The sequence below is a fragment of the Pseudoalteromonas sp. Xi13 genome (genome assembly GCF_003952205.1).
Classification (GTDB): domain Bacteria; phylum Pseudomonadota; class Gammaproteobacteria; order Enterobacterales; family Alteromonadaceae; genus Pseudoalteromonas; species Pseudoalteromonas atlantica.
The window spans coordinates 3,091,965-3,111,174 of record NZ_CP034439.1 but is presented as its reverse complement, the minus strand read 5'-3'; the positions used below and the strand labels follow the sequence as shown (position 1 = coordinate 3,111,174).

Sequence of the window (19,210 nt, the reverse complement as noted above, 5' to 3'; positions counted from 1 at the left end):
TTAGCAGATGCTTGTAGGTGTGGCTTAAATGTTACAGCCTAAATTGCTCGCCTAAATAAACATCGCGTACAGTTTTGTCATTTAATACGTGTTCTGGGGTGCCAGATGCAATTAGCTCCCCATGAGAAACAATGTAGGCTTTTTCACAAACATCAAGAGTTTCTCTTACATTGTGATCGGTAATTAATACGCCAATGCCACGGTTTTTAAGATGTTCTATTATTTTCTTTATATCTAACACTGAAATCGGATCAACACCAGCAAAAGGCTCATCCAATAAAATAAATTTAGGGTTCGCTGCCAGTGCTCTGGCAATTTCTACACGGCGGCGTTCACCACCAGAAAGCGCCATACCTTGGCTATCGCGAATATGCTGAATACTAAATTCATCAAGTAAGTTGTTAAGCGTTTCTTCTCGCGCGGCTTTATTGAGCTCTTTACGCGTTTCTAAAATCGCCATTAAGTTTTGATAAACTGTCAGCTTTCTAAATATTGATGACTCTTGCGGCAAATAGCCAATGCCTAAGCGGGCGCGGCTGTGCATAGGTAATAACGTAATGTCGTTATCATCAATAGAAATTTTGCCTTTGTCGCTAGGTACTAACCCTACAATCATATAAAAGGTGGTGGTTTTACCTGCGCCATTAGGGCCCAATAAGCCAACAATGCTGCCGGCTTCTACCTCAAGGCCTACATTTTTTACAACTTGGCGGCCTTTATAGCTTTTTGCTAATAGTTCTGCTTTTAAGGTGCTCATGGTTGACCTTCGTTACCTGTTTTTTCTTTAATTTTTGCTTCAACAGGCACTAAAATTGTGTGGACACGATCCGTAGAGTTTTCGTCTTTTTCTGCGCTAATAAGCTGCTGCTGCATATCGTAGGTAATACTTTTAGCATTAATTTTTTGACCGGCTTGTGCGACTTCAGCATCGCCAACAAGCGTTAAAAATCGCTTTGCTACGTCGTAACGTACTTCGTTTGCACTGGCACTCATTACAGTACCATCGTCTTGTTTTTCTTCGAAGTAGGCTGGGCTGCCAGTGGCAATAAGGAGTTGTTTGTTATCCCCTAAGTCTTCACGTTTATGTACTTCGAGTCGGTCGGCTGTAATTTTGCGATTACCATGCACAATTTCGACGTTCTTTTCAAAAATACCTACGTTTTCTTTAAGTTGGCCTTCTTGACGGTCTGCACTAATAGAAATTTGATTTGCTGGCGGTTGAGTAGCAGGCTCAGCAGCAGAGGCGCTAAATGCAAGCATTAGCGATGGGATAATAAGTATTTTAGTGAGTTTATTGGTCATAATATATTGTTCGCGTATGGTTAATTAGTTTTATTACTTCGGTTTTTAAATCGGCTTCAAGGCCTTTCCCGACAATTTTTAAATTAGGCCCAGTGACAACCACTGGTTGCTCAGAGCGCATAGTTAGCGCTTTAATGTCGACTTCGATGTTATCGGCATTGATGTTATCTATCATGGCATTATCAACTAAATTTTTAGCAACCACGTTGCCTTCTAAAATAAGTTGTTTATCTTCGTACAGCGTTGCTTCGTCTGCATTTATTCGCCATGTTTGCTTTTCGTTATACAAGGTGAAAATAGGTTTTTCAAAAAATGTAAAACCAAGCTGTTGGTACAGCTCCATTTTAGCCGCAGTGACTTTATGGCTTATTTTACCTTGCTCGTCATAGGCTGTTTGCTTAAGCTCTATAGCGGTGTAATCGGGCTTTGCAATTACTTCAGGTTCTTGCTCTGGCGCTACATTGGTTTGGGTAAAATAAGGGTACCAAAGCCAAACCATACAGCCGATGAATAACGCACTGAGTATAACGCGTGCTGCATTCATGAACTGGTGCCTTGTGTTGTAAGCGCTATGCCGTTCTCTAGCATAAGTAAATCTGTGAGCTCTCTAACGGCGCCAAAGCCACCAGGCATTTGCGTAGTGTAATGCGATAAGCGCTTAATTAGCGGGTGCGCATCGTTAACTGCAACGGCAAAGCCAACACGCTCCATTACTGGCATGTCAGGGCCATCGTCGCCAATATAGGCTATTTGTTCATCAGTTAACTTTAAAGTGTTTTTGAGTTCTTGATAAGCAATAAGCTTGTCTTCTTGGCCTTGATAAATGTGCTGCACAGTTAAGCTGCTCATGCGAGTTTGTACTATTTCTGAGTGACGCCCCGTAATGACCGCAACTTCAAAACCGCTATTAATTAGCGCTTTAATGCCAAAACCATCTTTTGTATTAAATGCTTTTAATTCTTCGCCTTGGTTGCCGAGGTAAATTCGGCCATCAGAAAATACACCATCAATATCGCATATGAGTAGTTTTACTTTTTTGGCGCGTGCTTTGGCATCATCGCTTAGCGGTTGATAGAGATCTTCAAATTGCATTTATAATACTCCTGCTTTTAAGAGGTCTTGCATATTTAAGGCGCCTATTGGCTGGTTTTTATCATTGACCACAATTAAACCATTAATACGTTTGTTTTCCATTATGTTTAGGGCTTCAGCTGCAAGTATATCGGCCGTGGCAGTTGTGCATGATTTGGTCATAACCTGGCTAATAGCGGTGTTATGTATATCAACTCTTTGCTCTAAAATACGGCGTAAGTCACCGTCGGTAAAAAGGCCGGCAAGCTGTTGATTGTTATCTACAATAGCGGTCATACCCAGCCCTTTGGCTGACATTTCTATTAACGCGTCTTTAATTGTTTGCGTTACACCTATAATAGGGGTGTTTGTGCCGCTGTGCATTACATCTTTTAAAGTGAGCAACAATCGCTTACCTAAACTGCCGCCAGGGTGAGAGAGTGCAAAGTCATCGGCGGTAAAGCCGCGTGCTTCTAAAAGCGCAACCGCCATTGCATCACCCATTGCTAAAGTAGCTGTGGTGCTTGCTGTAGGCGCTAAACCTAATAAACACGCTTCTTGTTCTACTTTTATGCATACGTGCACATCGGCAAGTGTAGCCATAGTAGAAAGCGGGTTACCCGTCATCGATATTATTTTTGCACCAAGGCGTTTAAGCACCGGAATAATATTAAGTACTTCGCTGGTTTCGCCCGAGTTTGATATAAGCATAACCACGTCATTTTTGGTTATCATGCCTAAATCACCATGGCTTGCTTCGCCTGGGTGAACAAAAAAAGCAGGGCTGCCTGTACTTGCAAGGGTAGCAGCAATTTTATTACCAATATGGCCTGATTTACCCATGCCAATAACAATAATGCGGCCTTGGCAATCAAACATGAGCTGACACGCACTATGAAAGTTTTCGTCAACGTATTGTGTAATATCAGCAAGCGCTTGGCGTTCAATGTTTAATACGCGTAAACCTTGCTCTATAAAATTTAGTTGTGCCATTGTTACCCTACTTGACTAAAAATATAACCTTGGTACGCCAAAAATGCGATGAGTAATAGGCCACCTTCTACTCTATTGATACGCTGAGAACCTCTAAAGTTCAATGACATAATAATAAGCGCAAGGGTAGCACCTAACATAATAAGTATGTCGCGGTTTGCAAGTGACGGGTCAACCACTGATGGGTTAATAATACCTGCAAGCGGTAATACCGCTAAAATATTAAATATATTTGAGCCCACAATATTACCTAGGGCTAAATCATCTTCGTTTTTAAGTACACCCGCTACAGAAGCTGCAAGTTCAGGCAAGCTTGTGCCAATGGCGATAATGGTTAAGCCAATAACTAAGTCGCTTAAACCAAAGTATTTAGCAATATCGACTGCTGAACCAACTAAAAAGTGTGAGCTAACAGGCAATAAAACCATGCCGACAATTAGCCATAAAACGGCTTTTTTAGTTGGTACATCGTTAGGAACCTCATCGCAGGCTTCTGAAACAAAAGGGTCATCTTGATTTTTTGCGCGCAAAGAAACCACAATCAAGCCACCAATAAACACAGCAAATGCGACTAGCAACGCCACCCCTTCGGTGAGCGAGAAGTAGTTGTCTGAAAATACATACCACGTAGCCAAGGATACCAGCATAACAAGCGGCATTTCGCGTTTTAAAGTGCTTGATGACACACTCAAAGGGCGTAGCAGCGCAGTAATACCTAACACAAGTAAGATGTTTGTTATATTTGAACCTACCGCGTTACCGACCGCTGTGTCGGTTTTATTTGCCAAAGCAGCCGAGGCCGATACCATCATTTCAGGGGCCGAAGAACCCATAGCAACAACCGTTAAGCCAACAATTAAAGTAGGGACTCCAAAGTTTTTAGCAAGCGCTGCCGCACCGTATACAAATCGGTCGGCGCTCCACACAAGTGCAGCAAAACCAAGAATTAAAATAACAAACGAGGTAACCATTATGTTAAGCCAGATGTTCAAAATACAGATGGCGCGAATAGTAACAAAAGCCAACATGAAAGTATAAGCAAAAGAGCAGGGTCTACTATTGCAGTGCGTGAATTTTATGCGCTTAAGCAAAGGTTAAGGCAATTTACTTCAGCCTTAGAGCGCTTTTTGTAGGCGTATTACAAAATCTTACGAATTGTTTTTTCCATCTTGGCTAAAAAACCCTTAAAATAGGAGCACGAGTGAACATTGTTACGGAGAGCGACTTGTCGCAATCAATAGTAGAAGTCAAGGATGTTAGCTTTTCGCGAGGCGATAGAACCATATATAAAAATATGAGTTTTAGTGTTCCTAAAGGTAAGATAACAGCGATTATGGGGCCAAGCGGAATTGGCAAAACCACAATGCTACGCTTAATTGGTGGGCAGCTTAAGCCTGACGCCGGCGATATTTTATTCGAAGGTGGCAGTATTCCTAGTATGTCGCGCAAAGAGTTATATGCGGCACGAACCAAAATGAGCATGCTGTTTCAAAGCGGTGCGTTATTTACTGATATGTCGGTATTTGACAACATTGCATTTCCTCTGCGAGAGCACACCAAGTTAAGTGAAGCGTTAATTAAACTAGTCGTATTAATGAAACTGCAAGCGGTGGGTTTACGCGGTGCTAAAGATTTAATGCCTTCTGAGCTTTCTGGCGGTATGGCCAGACGAGCAGCACTTGCACGTGCTATTGCACTGGACCCAGAACTTATTATGTATGATGAGCCTTTTGCCGGCCAAGACCCAATATCTATGGGTGTATTGGTAAAGCTTATTAAGTCGTTAAATGAAGTGCTAGGTTTATCATCCCTTATTGTAACCCACGATGTAACGGAGGTAATGAGTATTGCCGATCACGTTATTATTATTGCCGATCAAGGCGTAATAGGGGCAGGGACACCGGATGAAATGCGTAATCATGAATCTCCATTGGTACAGCAGTTTTTAAAAGGGCTATCGGATGGGCCTGTGCCATTTCATTATCCTGCACAAACGTATGCTGATGAGCTGTTAGGAGAAAACGCTTAATGTTGGATTTATTTCAAAAGTTAGGTCATAAAACGCTTGGGCGTTTTGCTGCACTAGGGCGCTCTGCCAACATGCTTTTTAATGCATTGTGGAATGTACCTAACTTTAAAAAAGGCACACCGCTGTTAGTGCGCCAACTTTATATGGTTGGTTCGCAATCATTATTAATTATTATGGTGTCGGGTTTGTTTATTGGTATGGTGCTTGCGCTGCAAGGTTATACCGTATTGGTTGGCTATGGCGCCGAAGACAGCCTAGGTCCATTAGTTGCGCTTAGTTTATTACGCGAACTAGGCCCAGTGGTTACAGCGCTATTATTTGCTGGGCGCGCTGGAAGTGCGCTAACGGCAGAAATAGGCTTAATGAAAGCCACTGAGCAACTCTCTTCACTAGAAATGATGGCTATAGACCCTCTCAAGCGCATTATTGCACCGCGCTTTTGGGCAGGTTTTATTAGTATGCCATTGCTTGCACTTATTTTTTCTGCGGTTGCCATTATCGGTGCTCATTTAGTTGGGGTTGATTGGTTAGGCGTAGATACCGGCAGCTTTTGGTCGATAATGCAATCGCAAGTATCGTTTCAAGAAGATGTATTAAACGGCATGATAAAAAGTTTTGTATTTGCCATGGTAGTGACCTGGATTGCGCTTTATAAGGGCTACGACTGTATCCCAACCTCAGAAGGGATCAGTAAAGCAACAACAGAAACAGTCGTTCACTCATCACTGGCAGTATTAGGGTTTGACTTTATTTTGACAGCGGTAATGTTTACCAGCTAATAGGGTATAGATAATGAATTCACGGAAATTAGAGATTTTAGTTGGCTTTTTTGTCGCATTAGGCATTTTAGCGTTTGCAATGTTAGCACTTAAAGTGGCTAATTCGGGTATTAGCGGGTCGGGCGAAACCTACACGCTAAATGCAAAGTTTGAAAATATCGGCTCACTTAAAGCGCGTGCACCGGTAAAAGTAGGCGGTGTAGTGATTGGCCGTGTCGAATCTATTTATGTACACCCACAGGAGTTTTTGCCTGTGGTAAATATGACGATAGATGCACAGTATTTATGTCGTTTTTCAGACACTAGCTCAATCTCAATTTTAACATCGGGTATTTTAGGGGAGCAGTACTTAGGTATTCACCCTGTTATTTCTCCTAATGCAGCAGAGCAGCGCTGTTTAGGTGAAACAGTGACCGAAAACGCACAAGATCAAGCAATCGATGAGTTATTTGGCGTAGAGAGCAAAGCGTTAGGTGATGGTGATTCAATCACAGATACTAAGTCTGCACTTGTTTTAGAAGAGTTAATTGGGCAGTTTTTATTCAACCAAGGTAGTGAGTAATTATTATGTTGAAACAGTTTTTAGCCGTTATTGCACTTGGTGCAACCCTAGCTGTGCAAAGTGTTAGCGCAGCCGAAGTTAAACTGACAGATCCTAACAAAATGGTGCGTCAGGTAGCAGAGCATACATTTGAGCGCATTAAAAAAGATCAACCGCTTATCACTAAAGATAAAGAACACCTTCGTGTTATTGTAGAAGAAGAGCTGATGCCTTACATAGACTACAAATATGCAGCACTTCGTGTGTTGGGTAGTGAAGTGTCTAAAGTGCGTGCAATTACCGATGAAGCCGAAAAAGCCAAAGCAATTAAAGACATCCAAGAATTTATTGGTGCGTTTAGAGGCTATTTAGTTGCTACTTACGCGGGGGTATTTACTCAATACACTGACCAACATGTAGAATTTGGCGCAGAGCAACCATTTAAAGGCAAAGATGTAGTTGTAGTAAAAACTAAAATTACAGAAGATGGCAAGCCTGACATAAAAATTGATTTTAAAGTGCGTGAAGATCGCAGCGGCGAGTGGCGCGCATACGATATGATTGCAGAAGGAATTAGCTTACTCGATGCAAAACAAAGTGAGCTACAAGGTATTTTACGCCAGCAAGGTATTGCACACGTAAGCAAATTACTAGAGCAAAAGAGCCAGTTACCTGTGCAATTTAGAGGCAACAACAGCAATGACTAAATTGGCAATTAGCCAAGTAGATGAGCAGCACTATAGGGTAAGTGGTGAACTTACCCGCAGCTCAATTGGCAATGAACAGCTTCTGAACGCCAAGTCATTAAGTAAGCATAAAACCATCTATTTTGACCTTTGTGAGGTAATGAGGGTTGACACAGCGGGCTTAGCTTGGTTAATTCACTCTTTTGCTGAATTTAAGCAACAGGGCACACGCCTTGAATTGCAAAATCCACCTGAGCAATTGCAAAATTTAATGCAGTTGGGTCAGGTAACAACTTTATTTGAGTGAGAGTTATGGAAACTAGCCAAGTCGAAACATTATTACGCGACGAACTTCAATTATCTGAAGTAAAAGTAAAAGCCAATGGTAGCCATTATGAAGTAATTGCAGTAGGTGAGTGCTTTGACGGTTTAAGCCGCGTTAAAAAGCAACAGCTAGTTTATGGCCCATTAATGAATACTATTTCAGACGGTACAATTCACGCTGTATCAATTCGTGCATTTACGCCAACTGAGTGGAAGCGTGAACAAAAATTTATTTTACCTCAATAGTTAAGGCCTCTTAATGGATCAGTTTGTAATTCAAGGTGGCACTTCACTTGCGGGTGAAGTAACTATTTCTGGCGCTAAAAATGCCGCATTACCAATTTTGTTTGCCGCACTGCTTGCCGATGGTAAAAGTACATTTACGAATGTTCCTCGCCTTCGCGATATTGTGACCACTGAGGCGCTTTTAAGCACTTTAGGCGCAACTGTAAATTGGCAAGGCGATACACTGTATATTGATGGCGCAACCGTTAATAAAACGCTTGCTCCTTATGATTTAGTTAAGCAAATGCGTGCCTCTGTTTTGGCGCTCGGACCTTTAGTGGCGCGTTTTGGTGAGGCGCAGGTATCGCTACCTGGTGGCTGTGCTATAGGCGCACGCCCGGTTGATATACATATTCAAGGTTTAGAGCGCATGGGCGCACAAATAAACGTTGAAAATGGTTATATCAATGCAAAGGTAGAAGGCCGCCTTAAAGGCGCTGAAATTTTCATGGAAATGGTCAGTGTTGGCGCAACCGAAAACTTACTAATGGCCGCAGCACTTGCTGATGGTAAAACGGTGCTTGAAAACGCAGCACGCGAGCCCGAAATTATTGACCTGGCCAATTGCCTAATTGCTATGGGTGCAAAAATTACTGGTGCAGGTACAAGCCGTATAGAAATTGATGGCGTAGAGCGTTTAGGCGGCTGTGAGCACAGCATTTTACCTGACCGCATTGAAACGGGCACTTTTTTAGTTGCAGCAGCGATGGCTGCAGGCGAAGTACTTTGTAAAAAAACAGATTTTCATTCACTTGAGCCTGTTATTGAAAAATTACGTGCCGCGAATGCATTAGTTGAAGTAAACGATGACAGCATTTATTTAGATATGCGTAAGCGTGAGCTCAAAGCCGTTAATATTAAAACCATGCCACACCCTGGTTTTCCAACCGATATGCAAGCGCAGTTCACCGCGTTAAATGTAGTGGCTAATGGTAGTGCAACAATTACCGAAACCATTTTTGAAAACCGCTTTATGCACGTACCAGAGTTACAACGCATGGGCGCTAATATTCGTTTAGAAGGGCACACCGCTATTTGTGGTGAAACGCAAAGTTTAAGTGGCGCACAAGTAATGGCAACCGATTTACGCGCCTCTGCAAGCTTAATTTTAACCGGTATTGTGGCGCAAGGTGAAACGGTAGTCGATCGTATTTACCACGTAGACCGAGGCTATCAACGCATTGAAGATAAACTCAGTGGCTTAGGTGCCAATATTAAGCGCAGAAGTAGCTAATACCCATTCGCAATAATATTTATTTGCTTTGAAGTGAGAGCACACTTGCTCCTAAATTAAGCGCGCTGGGTTAAACACAGTTTACTTTAGACATAAAAAAGGTCGGATACGCGTATTGCTATCCGACCTTTTTATTGCCATTTTGGTTAGAGTTTAGTTTCGAGCTCTGCGACTCTAACCATTATTTTTTCTACTTTACCGTTTCGGTACAGCTCAAATTCTATTTCTTTACCGGGCTGTGTATTGCCTATTTTTTCGAGTACTTTTTGCGGGTTGGCGACACTTAACCCTGCAATTTTAATAACGATGTCTTGCTCTTCAATGCCAGCTTGCCATGCAGGGCCTAATGGGTCTAAATTGGTGATGCGCATACCAGCAACCTCAGTAAGGCTGTCGTTTACCTCTTTGCCCGTGCTATCAACCGCAGTGCCTTCAAAGCCTAAATAGCCACGTACTACGCGGCCATGGCGTATTAGCTTTGCCATTACTTCTTTAGCGAGCGAATAGGGAACAGCAAAAAAGATTCCTTGGATATTAAGATTTTCACGAGTTTTAAACTGCGCAGACGTGATCCCCACTAAATCACCATTTGAATTAACCAAAGCCCCGCCAGAGTTACCTACATTTATAGCGGCATCCATTTGCAGTAAGTTGTTATAAGGGCTATCGGTAATTTTTTGTTTACCGGTGGCACTAATTATACCTTGGGTGATGGTTTGCCCTAAATTGAGTGGGTTACCAATGGCCAGCACTACATCACCTACACTGGTGGTGTAATTATCGTTTACGGGGATCACCGGCAGGTGGTCGGCGTTAATTTTTAATAAGGCTAAATCGGTAATGGTGTCAAAGCCAATTAACTGCACATCAAAAAAGCGTCGGCCATCGGTTAATATAACCAAGATTTGATCTGCATTATTTATAACGTGGTAGTTAGTTAATATGTAGCCATCTTGCGCCATAATTACGCCAGAGCCAAGCTCTTGAACGGTGTTTTGTTGCTTATAGCGAGGCTCTTTAGAAATGCTTTCTGAAAAAATAGTTACTACCGACGGTGCAGCACGTTTAACTGCGTCAGCAAAACTAAGGTGATTTGAGCTCATAGCACTGGGCAAGGGAACATTAGGGAGTAAAGAGGCGCGCATATTAGGGCTGAAAAAAACCACTAAAAAAGCGATACCTAAACCGACAAACAAAGGGGGAAGTACAAATTTTAGTAATTTCAGCACGAGATTCTTATTGTTAGTGAGCAATTCTTTATGATGGCACAAAAAAAATAACAGCGGCAAGTGCTGCTGTTATTTTTATTGCTTATTTATAACGTGTTACTTATTGGATAAGTACAAAGATAGACTCTCTGCCACGTTTAACGCCAAGTACAATATTACCTTGGGTATCTTCGATAATTTTGTTCATTTGACGAATGTTTTCTACACGTTGGCGGTTAACTTGTACAATCACATCACCTTCTTCAAGACCAACACGTGCAGAAGGAGAACGCGGATCTACTGTGGCGACTTCAATACCTTTAGTGCCATTTTTTTGCACGTTTTCAAGTGTCGCACCTTGGAATGCAGGATGCAGTTCATCGCCTGCGGCGGTTACACCCGATGCACCATCAAGCGTTACTTTAATGGTTTTTACTTTGCCATCGCGGTAAATACCTAATTTAACTTCGCGTCCTTCACCTAACGTTGCTATTTTACTGCGCAGCTCGTGGAAGCCACTAATATCGCTGCCATTAATACTAATAATAACATCGCCGGCTTTAATACCTGCTTTGCTTGCTGCGGTATCATCCATTACTTGCATAACGTAAGCACCTTGTTTAACGTCAAGTTGCTGTGCTTTTGCAAGGCCTGCATCAAGTGGGCGGCCAGAAATACCCAGTGAGCCACGGCGAACTTCGCCATGTTCAATAATTTGGTCAACTAAGTTTTTCATCATATTTGATGGAATGGCAAAGCCAATACCAACATTTCCGCCCGAGGCACCTAAAATAGCAGTGTTAATACCAATAAGTTCACCATTTAGGTTAACTAAAGCGCCTCCTGAGTTACCTTGGTTAATAGCTGCATCGGTTTGAATAAAGTCTTCATAGCCTTCAATATTTAAACCACTACGCCCTAATGCACTTACAATGCCCGAGGTTACTGTATGGCTTAAACCAAATGGATTACCAATTGCTACTGCAAAGTCGCCAACACGCAATTTATCTGAATTTGCCAGTTTAACTTCGGTTAAGTCATCTGCATCTATTTGTAATAGCGCAATATCAGACTCTTTATCGGTACCAATTTTGGTGGCTTCAAATTCACGGCCGTCTTCTAGCGTTACCACCATTTTTTCGGCATCTTGAATTACGTGGTTATTTGTTACTACATAGCCTTCGTCGGCATCTATAATAACCCCTGAGCCTAAACCGCTAAATTGGCGCTTTTGACTACGTGGCTGAGGGTTTCCAAAAAAGTATTCAAGCGGGTCTGCACGGCGGCGTACTTCTTTTGAGCCAGAAACCTGAATGCTCACAACGCCAGGGGTAATTTGCTCAAGCATAGGCGCAAGTGTGGGTAATTGTTGGCCGTTAACTGCAATAGGCAGTTTTGCATAAGAGGCCATTGGGCTTAGTAATAAGCTTGTAGATAAGATTGCAGCACTAATAAGTGATAATTTCATTTTCATAGTCAGGGTGTACTCCACATCACAGGAAAAGCAAAAAGGCTGCATAAGCAGCCTTTTCGAATTTAAATATAAAGCTGTTACATTTAAAGACTATGGGGTCAAAAAAAAGTTCCTCAAGATAGCACTAACATTTTAGCGTGCTCAGTGTGTTAAGAGGCTTTTGCAGGTTTTGTATCGCCATTTTGCCCTGCAAATAAACCAGACTCACCCGAGACGTAATCGGCAGGTTGTGCTTGTGCCGATGAACGGTCAACCTCGCGCTCTTTTAAAGACGCTTGTAATTGCTCTGTTGTTTCTTTAGAGAAAAACGGCTCGCTAGGCGCTTTGTTTTTATCATCAAGTAAGAGTTGATTGGTTTCTTCAACATGGCTGAGTAGTTGGTCGTAGTTTTCTTTCATTTTATTCACAAGCTTACCTGTGCTTGCTAAATGATCGGCCACATCTTGGCGATACTGCTCAAGCGCGTTTTGCGCTTGCTCGGCTTGTTCTTTTAATTCATCTTGCTTAAATTGCTTTTTAGTAACGAATGCACCAACAAAAAATGCCACTACAGCAGTAATAATAATTAAACCTACCCACGTAACTGTGCCCATAACTTCACCCCTTTGGGAAAAAATATCTAATAATGCCTGATTCAAATATAAATCATCCTGTGGGTAATATACCCCGAGTTAAGATGCGTGTTAATATGTTGTGCAAATTAAACTGTGTTTAAAATGTAATTAGATATGACTCCTTGGCAAACTTACCAGCAAGATCTTAAGCGCGATGACTTTGTACATGACCAAGCACAAGAAAATGCAGTGCGCCATTTACAACGTTTATACGATGACCTCACAAATAAAAAACCACAGCAACAAGGCTTTTTTGCAAAGTTGTTTAATAAAAGCGAACCTGAGCCAATCAAAGGGCTTTATTTTTGGGGCGGTGTAGGGCGTGGTAAAACCTATTTAGTAGATACCTTTTACGAAGCGCTGCCAGGTGAGCGTAAAATGCGCGTGCATTTTCATCGCTTTATGCACCGAGTTCACGATGAACTAAAAAAGCTAAATAATAAAAGTAATCCACTGGAAATTGTTGCCGATATATTTAAAGCCGAAACCGATATTATCTGTTTTGATGAATTCTTTGTTCAAGATATTACAGATGCCATGTTACTCGGCGGCTTAATGCAGGCATTATTTGCACGCAATATAGTATTAGTCGCTACCTCTAATATAGTACCTGATGATTTATATAAAAACGGCTTACAGCGTGCGCGTTTTGTTCCGGCCATTGAGCTGGTAAAAGCGAACACAGAAATAGTAAATGTAGACTCTGGTATTGATTATCGCTTGCGTACACTTGAGCAAGCCGAAATATTTCACAGCCCGTTAGATGAGCAAGCCGATAAAAACTTATTTGAATATTTTGATAAGCTCTCGCCAGAGGCGGGGGAACTTGATCAACCCATAGAAATAGAAGGGCGCTTAATCAACACACGCAAAGTGGCTAAGTGTGTCGTGATGTTTGAATTTAGCGAATTGTGTGAAACCGCACGTAGCCAAGTCGACTACATGGAAATTAGCCGTTTATATAACACTGTTATTATTTCTAATGTTAAACAGCTTGGACAAAATAATGATGATGCAGCTAGGCGCTTTATTGCTTTAGTGGATGAGTTTTACGAGCGACATGTAACATTAATTATTTCGGCTGAAAAACCGATCACGCAGCTTTATACCCAAGGCAATCTTAACTTTGAATTTAAACGCTGCATTAGCCGCCTGCAAGAAATGCAGTCTTTAGAGTATTTAGCAAAAGAGCATTTGGCATAGCGCTAATACGACTGTATCGACTCTTTAAAGTGGCCTTATTGTTGTTTTTATATAAATGCATAAATTTTTGTAATTTTCTTGTGGAAAAAACAACCGCTCGGTAGCAATGTGTTTTAAGTGCTGGTATACTCCCGCGTCTGCCACGTTGCGTTCTATGTCCTCATATAGTTTAGCCACTTGTGAGCGGCGCTAAAGTCTAAAACTCGAAGGGGTTATAGCATACTTAGAGCGGTAGTTAATAATAACTGCCTGTGGTTTTAATTGAAAAACATTGGATTTTTATAAATGAAAACGTTTGTTGCTAAACCAGAAACAGTAAAACGTGACTGGTACGTAGTTGACGCTGAAGGTAAAACTTTAGGTCGCATCGCTACTGAAATCGCTCATCGCCTACGCGGTAAGCACAAAGCTGAATACACTCCACACGTAGATACTGGTGATTACATCATCGTTATCAACGCTGAGAAAGTTACTGTAACTGGTAACAAATTCAAAGATAAAGTGTACTACGCTCATACTGGTTTCCCAGGTGGTCTTAAGTCTACTACTTTTGATAAACTTCAAGCTGCAAAGCCTGAAATGATCATCGAAAAAGCTGTTAAAGGCATGTTGCCACGTGGTCCTTTAGGCCGCGCTATGTACCGTAAACTTAAAGTTTACGCAGGTACTGAGCACAACCATGCTGCACAACAGCCTCAGGTTCTAGACATTTAAGGAGCACTATCATGGCAAATCAATACTACGGTACAGGTCGTCGTAAAAGTTCAAGTGCTCGCGTATTCTTACGCCCAGGCACTGGTAACATCGTAATCAACAAGCGCTCTTTAGAAGAGTACTTTGGTCGCGAAACAGCACGCATGGTTGTTCGTCAAGCTCTTGAGCTTGTTGACATGACTGAAAAATTTGACCTTCACATCACCGTTGCCGGTGGTGGTACAACTGGTCAAGCTGGTGCTATCCGTCACGGTATCACTCGTGCACTTATGGAGTTTGACGAGTCATTACGTCCACAACTTCGTAAAGCAGGTTTTGTTACACGTGATGCACGTAAAGTTGAACGTAAGAAAGTGGGTCTTAAGAAAGCGCGTAAGCGTCCACAGTTCTCAAAACGTTAATTTTTACGTTATCAAGAATTCAAAAACCCAGCTTATGCTGGGTTTTTTGTTTTTGGCATTAAAATTTAAGTACTTACCTACCTCAAGCCCGCTTTTTTAAGGCTAGGCGCTGATCATATTTTATAAATACTGCGTATTTAATGTACGAAAGCTTTAAAATACCCATTTCGCTGCAAAAAAGTTAAATAATTATCGCAATTAGTGTAAATCCATCAGTTAATTGGTGGAATTTTTTGCTACAATTGGCTGGCAAGTAGTATGAGCAAGTTCAACATCACCATGTACAGTTTATCTGTTTCCTCGTAGTGGGGTTGATCTTGGTCAGTATATTGTTTTTACAGAAGCGCTATTATAGTCATTCGGCTTTATTCTCGAGCTTACTTTATCAAACTATTGATCAAGTCGGGTTATTCGAGCGTGAGGCTGTGAATAACCTTGTTTTAATCAAGGGTTTTAATTATGATCGCTTCTATTTTAAAAATTTCGAAAAATTAACCTGCTGTAACTGATGTTCTCAATATAGCAAGTGTTGAGAATCATAGTGGAGATAAGTGGATGAGCAATGCGCCTGTAGACAATGGCCGACGTCGCTTTTTAACCATAGCTACCTCTGTTGTAGGTGGTGTTGGTGCGGCTGGGGCTGCTGTTCCTTTTATTGCGTCTTGGAATCCAAGTGAGCGAGCTAAATCTGCGGGTGCGCCTGTAGAAGTAGATATCAGCAAACTTGAGCCAGGACAATTAATACGTGTCGAGTGGCGTGGTAAACCTGTATGGGTTGTATCACGTACCCCTAAAATGCTTGAGCAGATGAAAGAACATGAAGGTCAACTTCGTGATCCGCAATCGCAAGAGCCACAACAACTAGAATCATCAACAAATGATTACCGTTCATTACGCCCAGAGATTTTTGTCGCTGTTGGTATTTGTACGCATTTAGGGTGTTCTCCAGGCTTTTTCCAAGGTAACTTTAGTGAAAAAGTTGAAGGGACAGATGATGGTTTTTACTGTCCATGTCACGGTTCTAAATTTGATATGGCTGGGCGAGTATTTCAATCAGTTCCTGCACCATTGAACTTAGAAGTACCACCTTATACTTTTCTTGATGAAACCACTATTTTAGTGGGCGAAGAAAAAGGGGTAGCCTAATGTTTGGTAAAATTGTTAGTTGGATTGACGACCGTATCCCAATGACACGTGTTTGGAACATGCACATTGCACAGTATCCAGCACCTAAAAACTTTAACTTCTGGTACTTTTTTGGCTCGCTAGCCATGTTAGTACTAGTAAACCAAATACTTACTGGTATTTGGTTAACGATGAACTTTGTTCCCTCTTCTGAAGGCGCTTTCGCATCAGTAGAGTACATCATGCGTGATGTTGAATACGGTTGGTTATTACGTTATTTACACTCAACGGGTGCATCTGCGTTTTTCATCGTTGTTTATATGCATATGTTCCGTGGCATGATCTACGGCTCTTACCAAAAACCACGTGAATTACTGTGGTTGTTCGGTATGTTTATTTTCTTAGCATTAATGGCTGAAGCCTTCATGGGTTACTTACTACCATGGGGTCAAATGTCGTTCTGGGGTGCGCAGGTAATCATTTCGTTATTCGGGGCTATTCCGGTAATTGGTGATGACTTAACACTTTGGATCCGTGGTGACTACGTAATATCGGGTGCAACGCTTAACCGCTTCTTTGCATTACACGTTATTGCACTACCATTGGTTATTGTAATTTTAGTGTTCTTACACATTGTTGCGCTGCACGAAGTGGGCTCTAACAACCCTGACGGTGTTGAAATAAAACGCAAAAAAGGCACTGTGGCTGAAGAAGATAAGTCTAAATTTAAATTCCATGAGTATTACACTGACAAAAAAGACATTGTTGATGCGATACCGTTCCACCCGTACTACACAGTAAAAGATATTGTGGGCGTGGTTGGTTTCTTAATCTTGTTCTGTTGGGTTGTATTCTTTATGCCTGCGATGAATGGTTTCTTCCTAGAAGCGCCAAACTTTGAAGCAGCAAACCCACTTAAAACGCCAGAGCACATTTTCCCAGTTTGGTACTTTACGCCATTCTATGCAATCTTACGTGCAATCCCTGATAAGCTTATCGGTGTTGCGGCAATGGGTGCGTCAATTGTGGTACTCGCATTGTTACCGTGGATTGACCGTGGTCGTGTTAAATCGGTTCGTTACCGTTGTGGTTTCCACAAATGGAACATTGCAGGTTTTGTTGTAACTTTCGTTCTTTTAGGTTGGGTGGGTGCAACGCCACAAACTGATATGAAAACGATAATTTCTCAAATCTGTACTGTGACTTACTTTATGTTCTTCGTACTGTTATTTATATACAGTAAGAATGAAAAAACTAAGCCATTGCCTGAGAGGTTAACGAAATGATGAAAAAGCTACTTATTGGTGTATTTGCTTTATCAGTAAACTTGCTGCCTAACATGGTTATGGCTGCGGGTCCTTCGGTTCCTCTTATGGAAGCGGGTAACGATATATCTGATCAGCCTTCTTTGCAGCGCGGCGCAAAGTTGTTCATGAACTACTGTCTTGGTTGTCACCAAATGCAGTATCAACGTTATGAACGTACTTTCCGTGATATTGGTATTCCAACCGAGCTTGGCAAAGAGCAATTGATTTTTGATGGTTCAAAAGTAGGTGGCCATATTCTTAACGCTATCGCAAAAGAAGATGCTGCTAAATGGTTTGGTGCGGCTCCGCCGGATTTAACCAATGTGGCACGTGTGCGCGGCAGTGATTGGATTTACACTTACTTAAAATCGTTTTATAAAGATGAATCTCGTCCGTTTGGCGTAAATAATACGTTATTCCCATCGGTGGGTATGCCGCATGTTCTTCAAGAACTACAAGGTTTACCAACACCTATCATTGAAGAAGTTGAACAACATGGTCAAACAGTGACTAAAGTTGTTGGTACTGAAACAGATGGTAAGGGCGAATTAAGCGTTGATGAATACGATCACGCGGTTCGTGATTTAACGAATTTCTTAGAGTATGTAGGTGAACCTACACGCCTTGAGTCAGAAGCGTTAGGTATTAAGGTAATTGGATTTTTAGTTATCCTGTTTATCTTGGCATTTATGCTTAAGAAAGAATACTGGAGAGATGTTCATTAATTTGAGCATTTTACAAGGTAATTTTGCAATAGGGGCTTAAGCCCCTATTGCTGTTTTAGTTATTTAATGGAGGTATAGGCATGGCCGTAGCTGCCAATAAGCGCCCTGTAATGACCCTTTTTTCTGGTGCTAACTGTATGTATAGCCACCAAGTACGTATTGTACTTGCAGAAAAAGGTGTAAGTGTAGATATTCATTTGGCTGAAAAGGATAACTTGCCAGAGGCACTTCACGAAATTAACCCTTACGGTACAGTACCCACACTGATTGACCGTGAGCTTGGCTTATATCAGGCAAACATCATCATGGAATACCTTGATGAACGTTTCCCTCATCCTCCACTAATGCCTGTGTATCCGGTAATGCGTGGTCGTAGCCGTTTAATGATGCACCGTATTGATACTGATTGGTACAGCCTTGCTGAAAAAATCATTAACAATACAGCAGATGCTGCACAAGCTCGTAAAGAGTTAACTGAAGCGTTACTTGCAATTGCACCAATCTTTAACGAAGCTCCATACTTTATGAGTGAAGAGTTTAGCTTAGTAGATTGTTATTTAGCACCACTATTATGGCGTTTACCAGAGTTTGGTATTGAGCTTAATGGCTCTGGCGCTAAAGAGCTAAAAGAGTACATGATCCGCTTATTTGAGCGTGAGTCATTCCAAGCTTCTTTAACTGAAGCAGAGCGTGAGATCCGTTTATAATGACGCCTAATCGTCCTTATTTACTACGTGCTTTTTTTGATTGGATCGTAGATAACGACTGCACACCACATTTAGTGGTTGATGCGCAGTACCCAGCAGTACAAGTGCCTACGCAGTTTGTACAAGATGGCCAAATAGTGCTTAATATTAGCCCTTCTGCCGTTACTGGGTTTTCGTTAGATATGGAACAACTAAGCTTTAATGCGCGCTTTGGCGGACAGCCAATGCAAGTATATGTGCCTTTAGGTGCGGTGCTTGCTATTTATGCGCGTGAAAATGGCGAAGGAACAGTCTTTACTGCAGATGAGTTTTTAGAGGACGAAGACGATTTTGCACCTGACCTTGAAAGTGTGGAAACATCAGATGAGATTATTGATGAGACCCCGCCAGAAAAGCCAGAAAAGAAAAAAGGCTCACATTTACGCGTTATCAAGTAACGCTTAAATACAAAAAAAACCGCTAATTAAGCGGTTTTTTTATGTGCCTTA

General features: G+C 41.7%; 24 protein-coding genes. 15 read left to right on the top strand and 9 right to left on the bottom strand.

Translation table 11 applies throughout. The features are described 5' to 3' along the window. Positions 1-31 precede the first annotated feature (31 nt). From lptB to EJ103_RS13965, 6 genes are read right to left on the bottom strand one after another with little or no spacing between them, the layout of a single operon-like run. A complete protein-coding gene (gene lptB / locus EJ103_RS13990; RefSeq protein WP_004589086.1) occupies positions 32-757 on the bottom strand; it encodes an LPS export ABC transporter ATP-binding protein in 726 nt (241 codons plus the stop codon). Next, complete coding sequence (gene lptA, locus EJ103_RS13985) at positions 754-1,302, bottom strand: lipopolysaccharide transport periplasmic protein LptA (protein WP_126008214.1); 549 nt, start codon at positions 1,300-1,302, stop codon at positions 754-756. Before lptA ends, lptB begins: the two co-directional genes overlap by 4 nt. After that, positions 1,292-1,846 carry an LPS export ABC transporter periplasmic protein LptC gene (lptC, locus tag EJ103_RS13980; RefSeq protein ID WP_004589088.1) on the bottom strand — a complete coding sequence of 185 codons (555 nt, stop codon included), beginning with the start codon at positions 1,844-1,846 and terminating at the stop codon, positions 1,292-1,294. The genes lptA and lptC overlap by 11 nt, the downstream gene beginning before the upstream one ends. Further along, on the bottom strand, positions 1,843-2,394 hold the full coding sequence (gene kdsC / locus EJ103_RS13975) for a 3-deoxy-manno-octulosonate-8-phosphatase KdsC (RefSeq protein ID WP_004589089.1): 552 nt from the start codon (positions 2,392-2,394) through the stop codon (positions 1,843-1,845). Before kdsC ends, lptC begins: the two co-directional genes overlap by 4 nt. Continuing rightward, positions 2,395-3,366: a KpsF/GutQ family sugar-phosphate isomerase gene (locus EJ103_RS13970; protein WP_126008212.1), complete on the bottom strand. Its 972-nt coding sequence runs from the start codon at positions 3,364-3,366 to the stop codon at positions 2,395-2,397. Positions 3,367-3,368: 2 nt separating this feature from the next. Beyond that, positions 3,369-4,337 (bottom strand): calcium/sodium antiporter, encoded by a 969-nt coding sequence (locus EJ103_RS13965; RefSeq protein ID WP_004589091.1) that lies wholly within the window; start codon positions 4,335-4,337, stop codon positions 3,369-3,371. A gap of 266 nt (positions 4,338-4,603) precedes the next feature. Between EJ103_RS13965 and EJ103_RS13960 the strand changes: the two genes are divergently transcribed. Genes EJ103_RS13960 through murA form a run of 7 tightly spaced genes read left to right on the top strand, consistent with a single transcriptional unit; the run spans position 4,604 to position 9,244 of the window. After that, on the top strand, positions 4,604-5,395 hold the full coding sequence (locus EJ103_RS13960) for an ATP-binding cassette domain-containing protein (RefSeq protein WP_223230609.1): 792 nt from the start codon (positions 4,604-4,606) through the stop codon (positions 5,393-5,395). Next, positions 5,395-6,174: a lipid asymmetry maintenance ABC transporter permease subunit MlaE gene (gene mlaE / locus EJ103_RS13955; protein ID WP_024033330.1), complete on the top strand. Its 780-nt coding sequence runs from the start codon at positions 5,395-5,397 to the stop codon at positions 6,172-6,174. The genes EJ103_RS13960 and mlaE overlap by 1 nt, the downstream gene beginning before the upstream one ends. Positions 6,175-6,187: 13 nt before the next feature. Further along, positions 6,188-6,736, top strand: coding sequence for an outer membrane lipid asymmetry maintenance protein MlaD (gene mlaD, locus EJ103_RS13950; RefSeq protein ID WP_004589094.1), 549 nt, complete (start codon positions 6,188-6,190; stop codon positions 6,734-6,736). A gap of 5 nt (positions 6,737-6,741) precedes the next feature. Next, entirely contained in the window at positions 6,742-7,422 is a 681-nt protein-coding gene (locus tag EJ103_RS13945) for an ABC transporter substrate-binding protein (protein WP_004589095.1), read from the top strand. Further along, positions 7,415-7,708 (top strand): STAS domain-containing protein, encoded by a 294-nt coding sequence (locus EJ103_RS13940; protein ID WP_024033329.1) that lies wholly within the window; start codon positions 7,415-7,417, stop codon positions 7,706-7,708. The genes EJ103_RS13945 and EJ103_RS13940 overlap by 8 nt, the downstream gene beginning before the upstream one ends. 5 nt (positions 7,709-7,713) lie before the next feature. Continuing rightward, positions 7,714-7,971, top strand: a complete 258-nt coding sequence (locus EJ103_RS13935) for a BolA family protein (RefSeq protein ID WP_004589097.1) — start codon at positions 7,714-7,716, stop codon at positions 7,969-7,971. Positions 7,972-7,984: 13 nt separating this feature from the next. Continuing rightward, positions 7,985-9,244 (top strand): UDP-N-acetylglucosamine 1-carboxyvinyltransferase, encoded by a 1,260-nt coding sequence (gene murA, locus EJ103_RS13930; protein WP_126008210.1) that lies wholly within the window; start codon positions 7,985-7,987, stop codon positions 9,242-9,244. A gap of 146 nt (positions 9,245-9,390) precedes the next feature. Here murA and EJ103_RS13925 read toward each other — a convergent pair whose 3' ends face one another. From EJ103_RS13925 to EJ103_RS13915, 3 genes are all read right to left on the bottom strand, one after another. Then, complete coding sequence (locus EJ103_RS13925; protein ID WP_024033328.1) at positions 9,391-10,473, bottom strand: trypsin-like peptidase domain-containing protein; 1,083 nt, start codon at positions 10,471-10,473, stop codon at positions 9,391-9,393. Between the two features lie 100 nt (positions 10,474-10,573). Next, positions 10,574-11,926: a Do family serine endopeptidase gene (locus tag EJ103_RS13920; RefSeq protein WP_004589100.1), complete on the bottom strand. Its 1,353-nt coding sequence runs from the start codon at positions 11,924-11,926 to the stop codon at positions 10,574-10,576. 149 nt (positions 11,927-12,075) lie between these two features. Continuing rightward, the gene (locus EJ103_RS13915; protein WP_004589101.1) at positions 12,076-12,519 is read right to left on the bottom strand and encodes a YhcB family protein; all 444 of its coding nucleotides are present in this window, start codon (positions 12,517-12,519) and stop codon (positions 12,076-12,078) included. 135 nt (positions 12,520-12,654) lie between these two features. Here EJ103_RS13915 and zapE point away from each other — a divergent pair, with 135 nt between their 5' ends. The 8 genes from zapE (at position 12,655) to EJ103_RS13875 (ending at position 19,159) form a co-directional block, all read left to right on the top strand. After that, positions 12,655-13,743, top strand: a complete 1,089-nt coding sequence (zapE, locus tag EJ103_RS13910) for a cell division protein ZapE (protein ID WP_064384781.1) — start codon at positions 12,655-12,657, stop codon at positions 13,741-13,743. Between the two features lie 285 nt (positions 13,744-14,028). Then, positions 14,029-14,457 carry a 50S ribosomal protein L13 gene (gene rplM / locus EJ103_RS13905; protein WP_004589103.1) on the top strand — a complete coding sequence of 143 codons (429 nt, stop codon included), beginning with the start codon at positions 14,029-14,031 and terminating at the stop codon, positions 14,455-14,457. 8 nt (positions 14,458-14,465) lie between these two features. Then, on the top strand, positions 14,466-14,858 hold the full coding sequence (gene rpsI / locus EJ103_RS13900; RefSeq protein WP_024600778.1) for a 30S ribosomal protein S9: 393 nt from the start codon (positions 14,466-14,468) through the stop codon (positions 14,856-14,858). A gap of 555 nt (positions 14,859-15,413) precedes the next feature. Next, positions 15,414-16,004 (top strand): ubiquinol-cytochrome c reductase iron-sulfur subunit, encoded by a 591-nt coding sequence (gene petA, locus EJ103_RS13895; RefSeq protein WP_004589105.1) that lies wholly within the window; start codon positions 15,414-15,416, stop codon positions 16,002-16,004. Next, entirely contained in the window at positions 16,004-17,269 is a 1,266-nt protein-coding gene (locus tag EJ103_RS13890) for a cytochrome b N-terminal domain-containing protein (RefSeq protein WP_004589106.1), read from the top strand. Before petA ends, EJ103_RS13890 begins: the two co-directional genes overlap by 1 nt. Next, positions 17,266-18,015: a cytochrome c1 gene (locus EJ103_RS13885; RefSeq protein ID WP_126008208.1), complete on the top strand. Its 750-nt coding sequence runs from the start codon at positions 17,266-17,268 to the stop codon at positions 18,013-18,015. The genes EJ103_RS13890 and EJ103_RS13885 overlap by 4 nt, the downstream gene beginning before the upstream one ends. A gap of 80 nt (positions 18,016-18,095) precedes the next feature. Beyond that, positions 18,096-18,722: a stringent starvation protein SspA gene (gene sspA / locus EJ103_RS13880; protein ID WP_004589108.1), complete on the top strand. Its 627-nt coding sequence runs from the start codon at positions 18,096-18,098 to the stop codon at positions 18,720-18,722. Continuing rightward, entirely contained in the window at positions 18,722-19,159 is a 438-nt protein-coding gene (locus tag EJ103_RS13875; RefSeq protein ID WP_004589109.1) for a ClpXP protease specificity-enhancing factor, read from the top strand. Before sspA ends, EJ103_RS13875 begins: the two co-directional genes overlap by 1 nt. Positions 19,160-19,210 lie beyond the last annotated feature (51 nt).

Excerpts from the sequence above, each read along its gene's own strand:
- EJ103_RS13885 (WP_126008208.1), top strand. The coding sequence starts at position 17,266 with ATGATGAAAAAGCTACTTATTGGTGTATTTGCTTTATCAGTAAACTTG.
- lptB (WP_004589086.1), bottom strand. The coding sequence starts at position 757 with ATGAGCACCTTAAAAGCAGAACTATTAGCAAAAAGCTATAAAGGCCGC.
- mlaE (WP_024033330.1), top strand. The coding sequence starts at position 5,395 with ATGTTGGATTTATTTCAAAAGTTAGGTCATAAAACGCTTGGGCGTTTT.
- EJ103_RS13915 (WP_004589101.1), bottom strand. The coding sequence starts at position 12,519 with ATGGGCACAGTTACGTGGGTAGGTTTAATTATTATTACTGCTGTAGTG.
- EJ103_RS13935 (WP_004589097.1), top strand. The coding sequence starts at position 7,714 with ATGGAAACTAGCCAAGTCGAAACATTATTACGCGACGAACTTCAATTA.
- rplM (WP_004589103.1), top strand. The coding sequence starts at position 14,029 with ATGAAAACGTTTGTTGCTAAACCAGAAACAGTAAAACGTGACTGGTAC.
- EJ103_RS13970 (WP_126008212.1), bottom strand. The coding sequence starts at position 3,366 with ATGGCACAACTAAATTTTATAGAGCAAGGTTTACGCGTATTAAACATT.
- lptC (WP_004589088.1), bottom strand. The coding sequence starts at position 1,846 with ATGAATGCAGCACGCGTTATACTCAGTGCGTTATTCATCGGCTGTATG.
- EJ103_RS13920 (WP_004589100.1), bottom strand. The coding sequence starts at position 11,926 with ATGAAAATGAAATTATCACTTATTAGTGCTGCAATCTTATCTACAAGC.
- kdsC (WP_004589089.1), bottom strand. The coding sequence starts at position 2,394 with ATGCAATTTGAAGATCTCTATCAACCGCTAAGCGATGATGCCAAAGCA.
- EJ103_RS13890 (WP_004589106.1), top strand. The coding sequence starts at position 16,004 with ATGTTTGGTAAAATTGTTAGTTGGATTGACGACCGTATCCCAATGACA.
- zapE (WP_064384781.1), top strand. The coding sequence starts at position 12,655 with ATGACTCCTTGGCAAACTTACCAGCAAGATCTTAAGCGCGATGACTTT.
- murA (WP_126008210.1), top strand. The coding sequence starts at position 7,985 with ATGGATCAGTTTGTAATTCAAGGTGGCACTTCACTTGCGGGTGAAGTA.
- EJ103_RS13945 (WP_004589095.1), top strand. The coding sequence starts at position 6,742 with ATGTTGAAACAGTTTTTAGCCGTTATTGCACTTGGTGCAACCCTAGCT.
- petA (WP_004589105.1), top strand. The coding sequence starts at position 15,414 with ATGAGCAATGCGCCTGTAGACAATGGCCGACGTCGCTTTTTAACCATA.
- lptA (WP_126008214.1), bottom strand. The coding sequence starts at position 1,302 with ATGACCAATAAACTCACTAAAATACTTATTATCCCATCGCTAATGCTT.
- EJ103_RS13965 (WP_004589091.1), bottom strand. The coding sequence starts at position 4,337 with ATGGTTACCTCGTTTGTTATTTTAATTCTTGGTTTTGCTGCACTTGTG.
- EJ103_RS13940 (WP_024033329.1), top strand. The coding sequence starts at position 7,415 with ATGACTAAATTGGCAATTAGCCAAGTAGATGAGCAGCACTATAGGGTA.
- sspA (WP_004589108.1), top strand. The coding sequence starts at position 18,096 with ATGGCCGTAGCTGCCAATAAGCGCCCTGTAATGACCCTTTTTTCTGGT.
- EJ103_RS13875 (WP_004589109.1), top strand. The coding sequence starts at position 18,722 with ATGACGCCTAATCGTCCTTATTTACTACGTGCTTTTTTTGATTGGATC.
- mlaD (WP_004589094.1), top strand. The coding sequence starts at position 6,188 with ATGAATTCACGGAAATTAGAGATTTTAGTTGGCTTTTTTGTCGCATTA.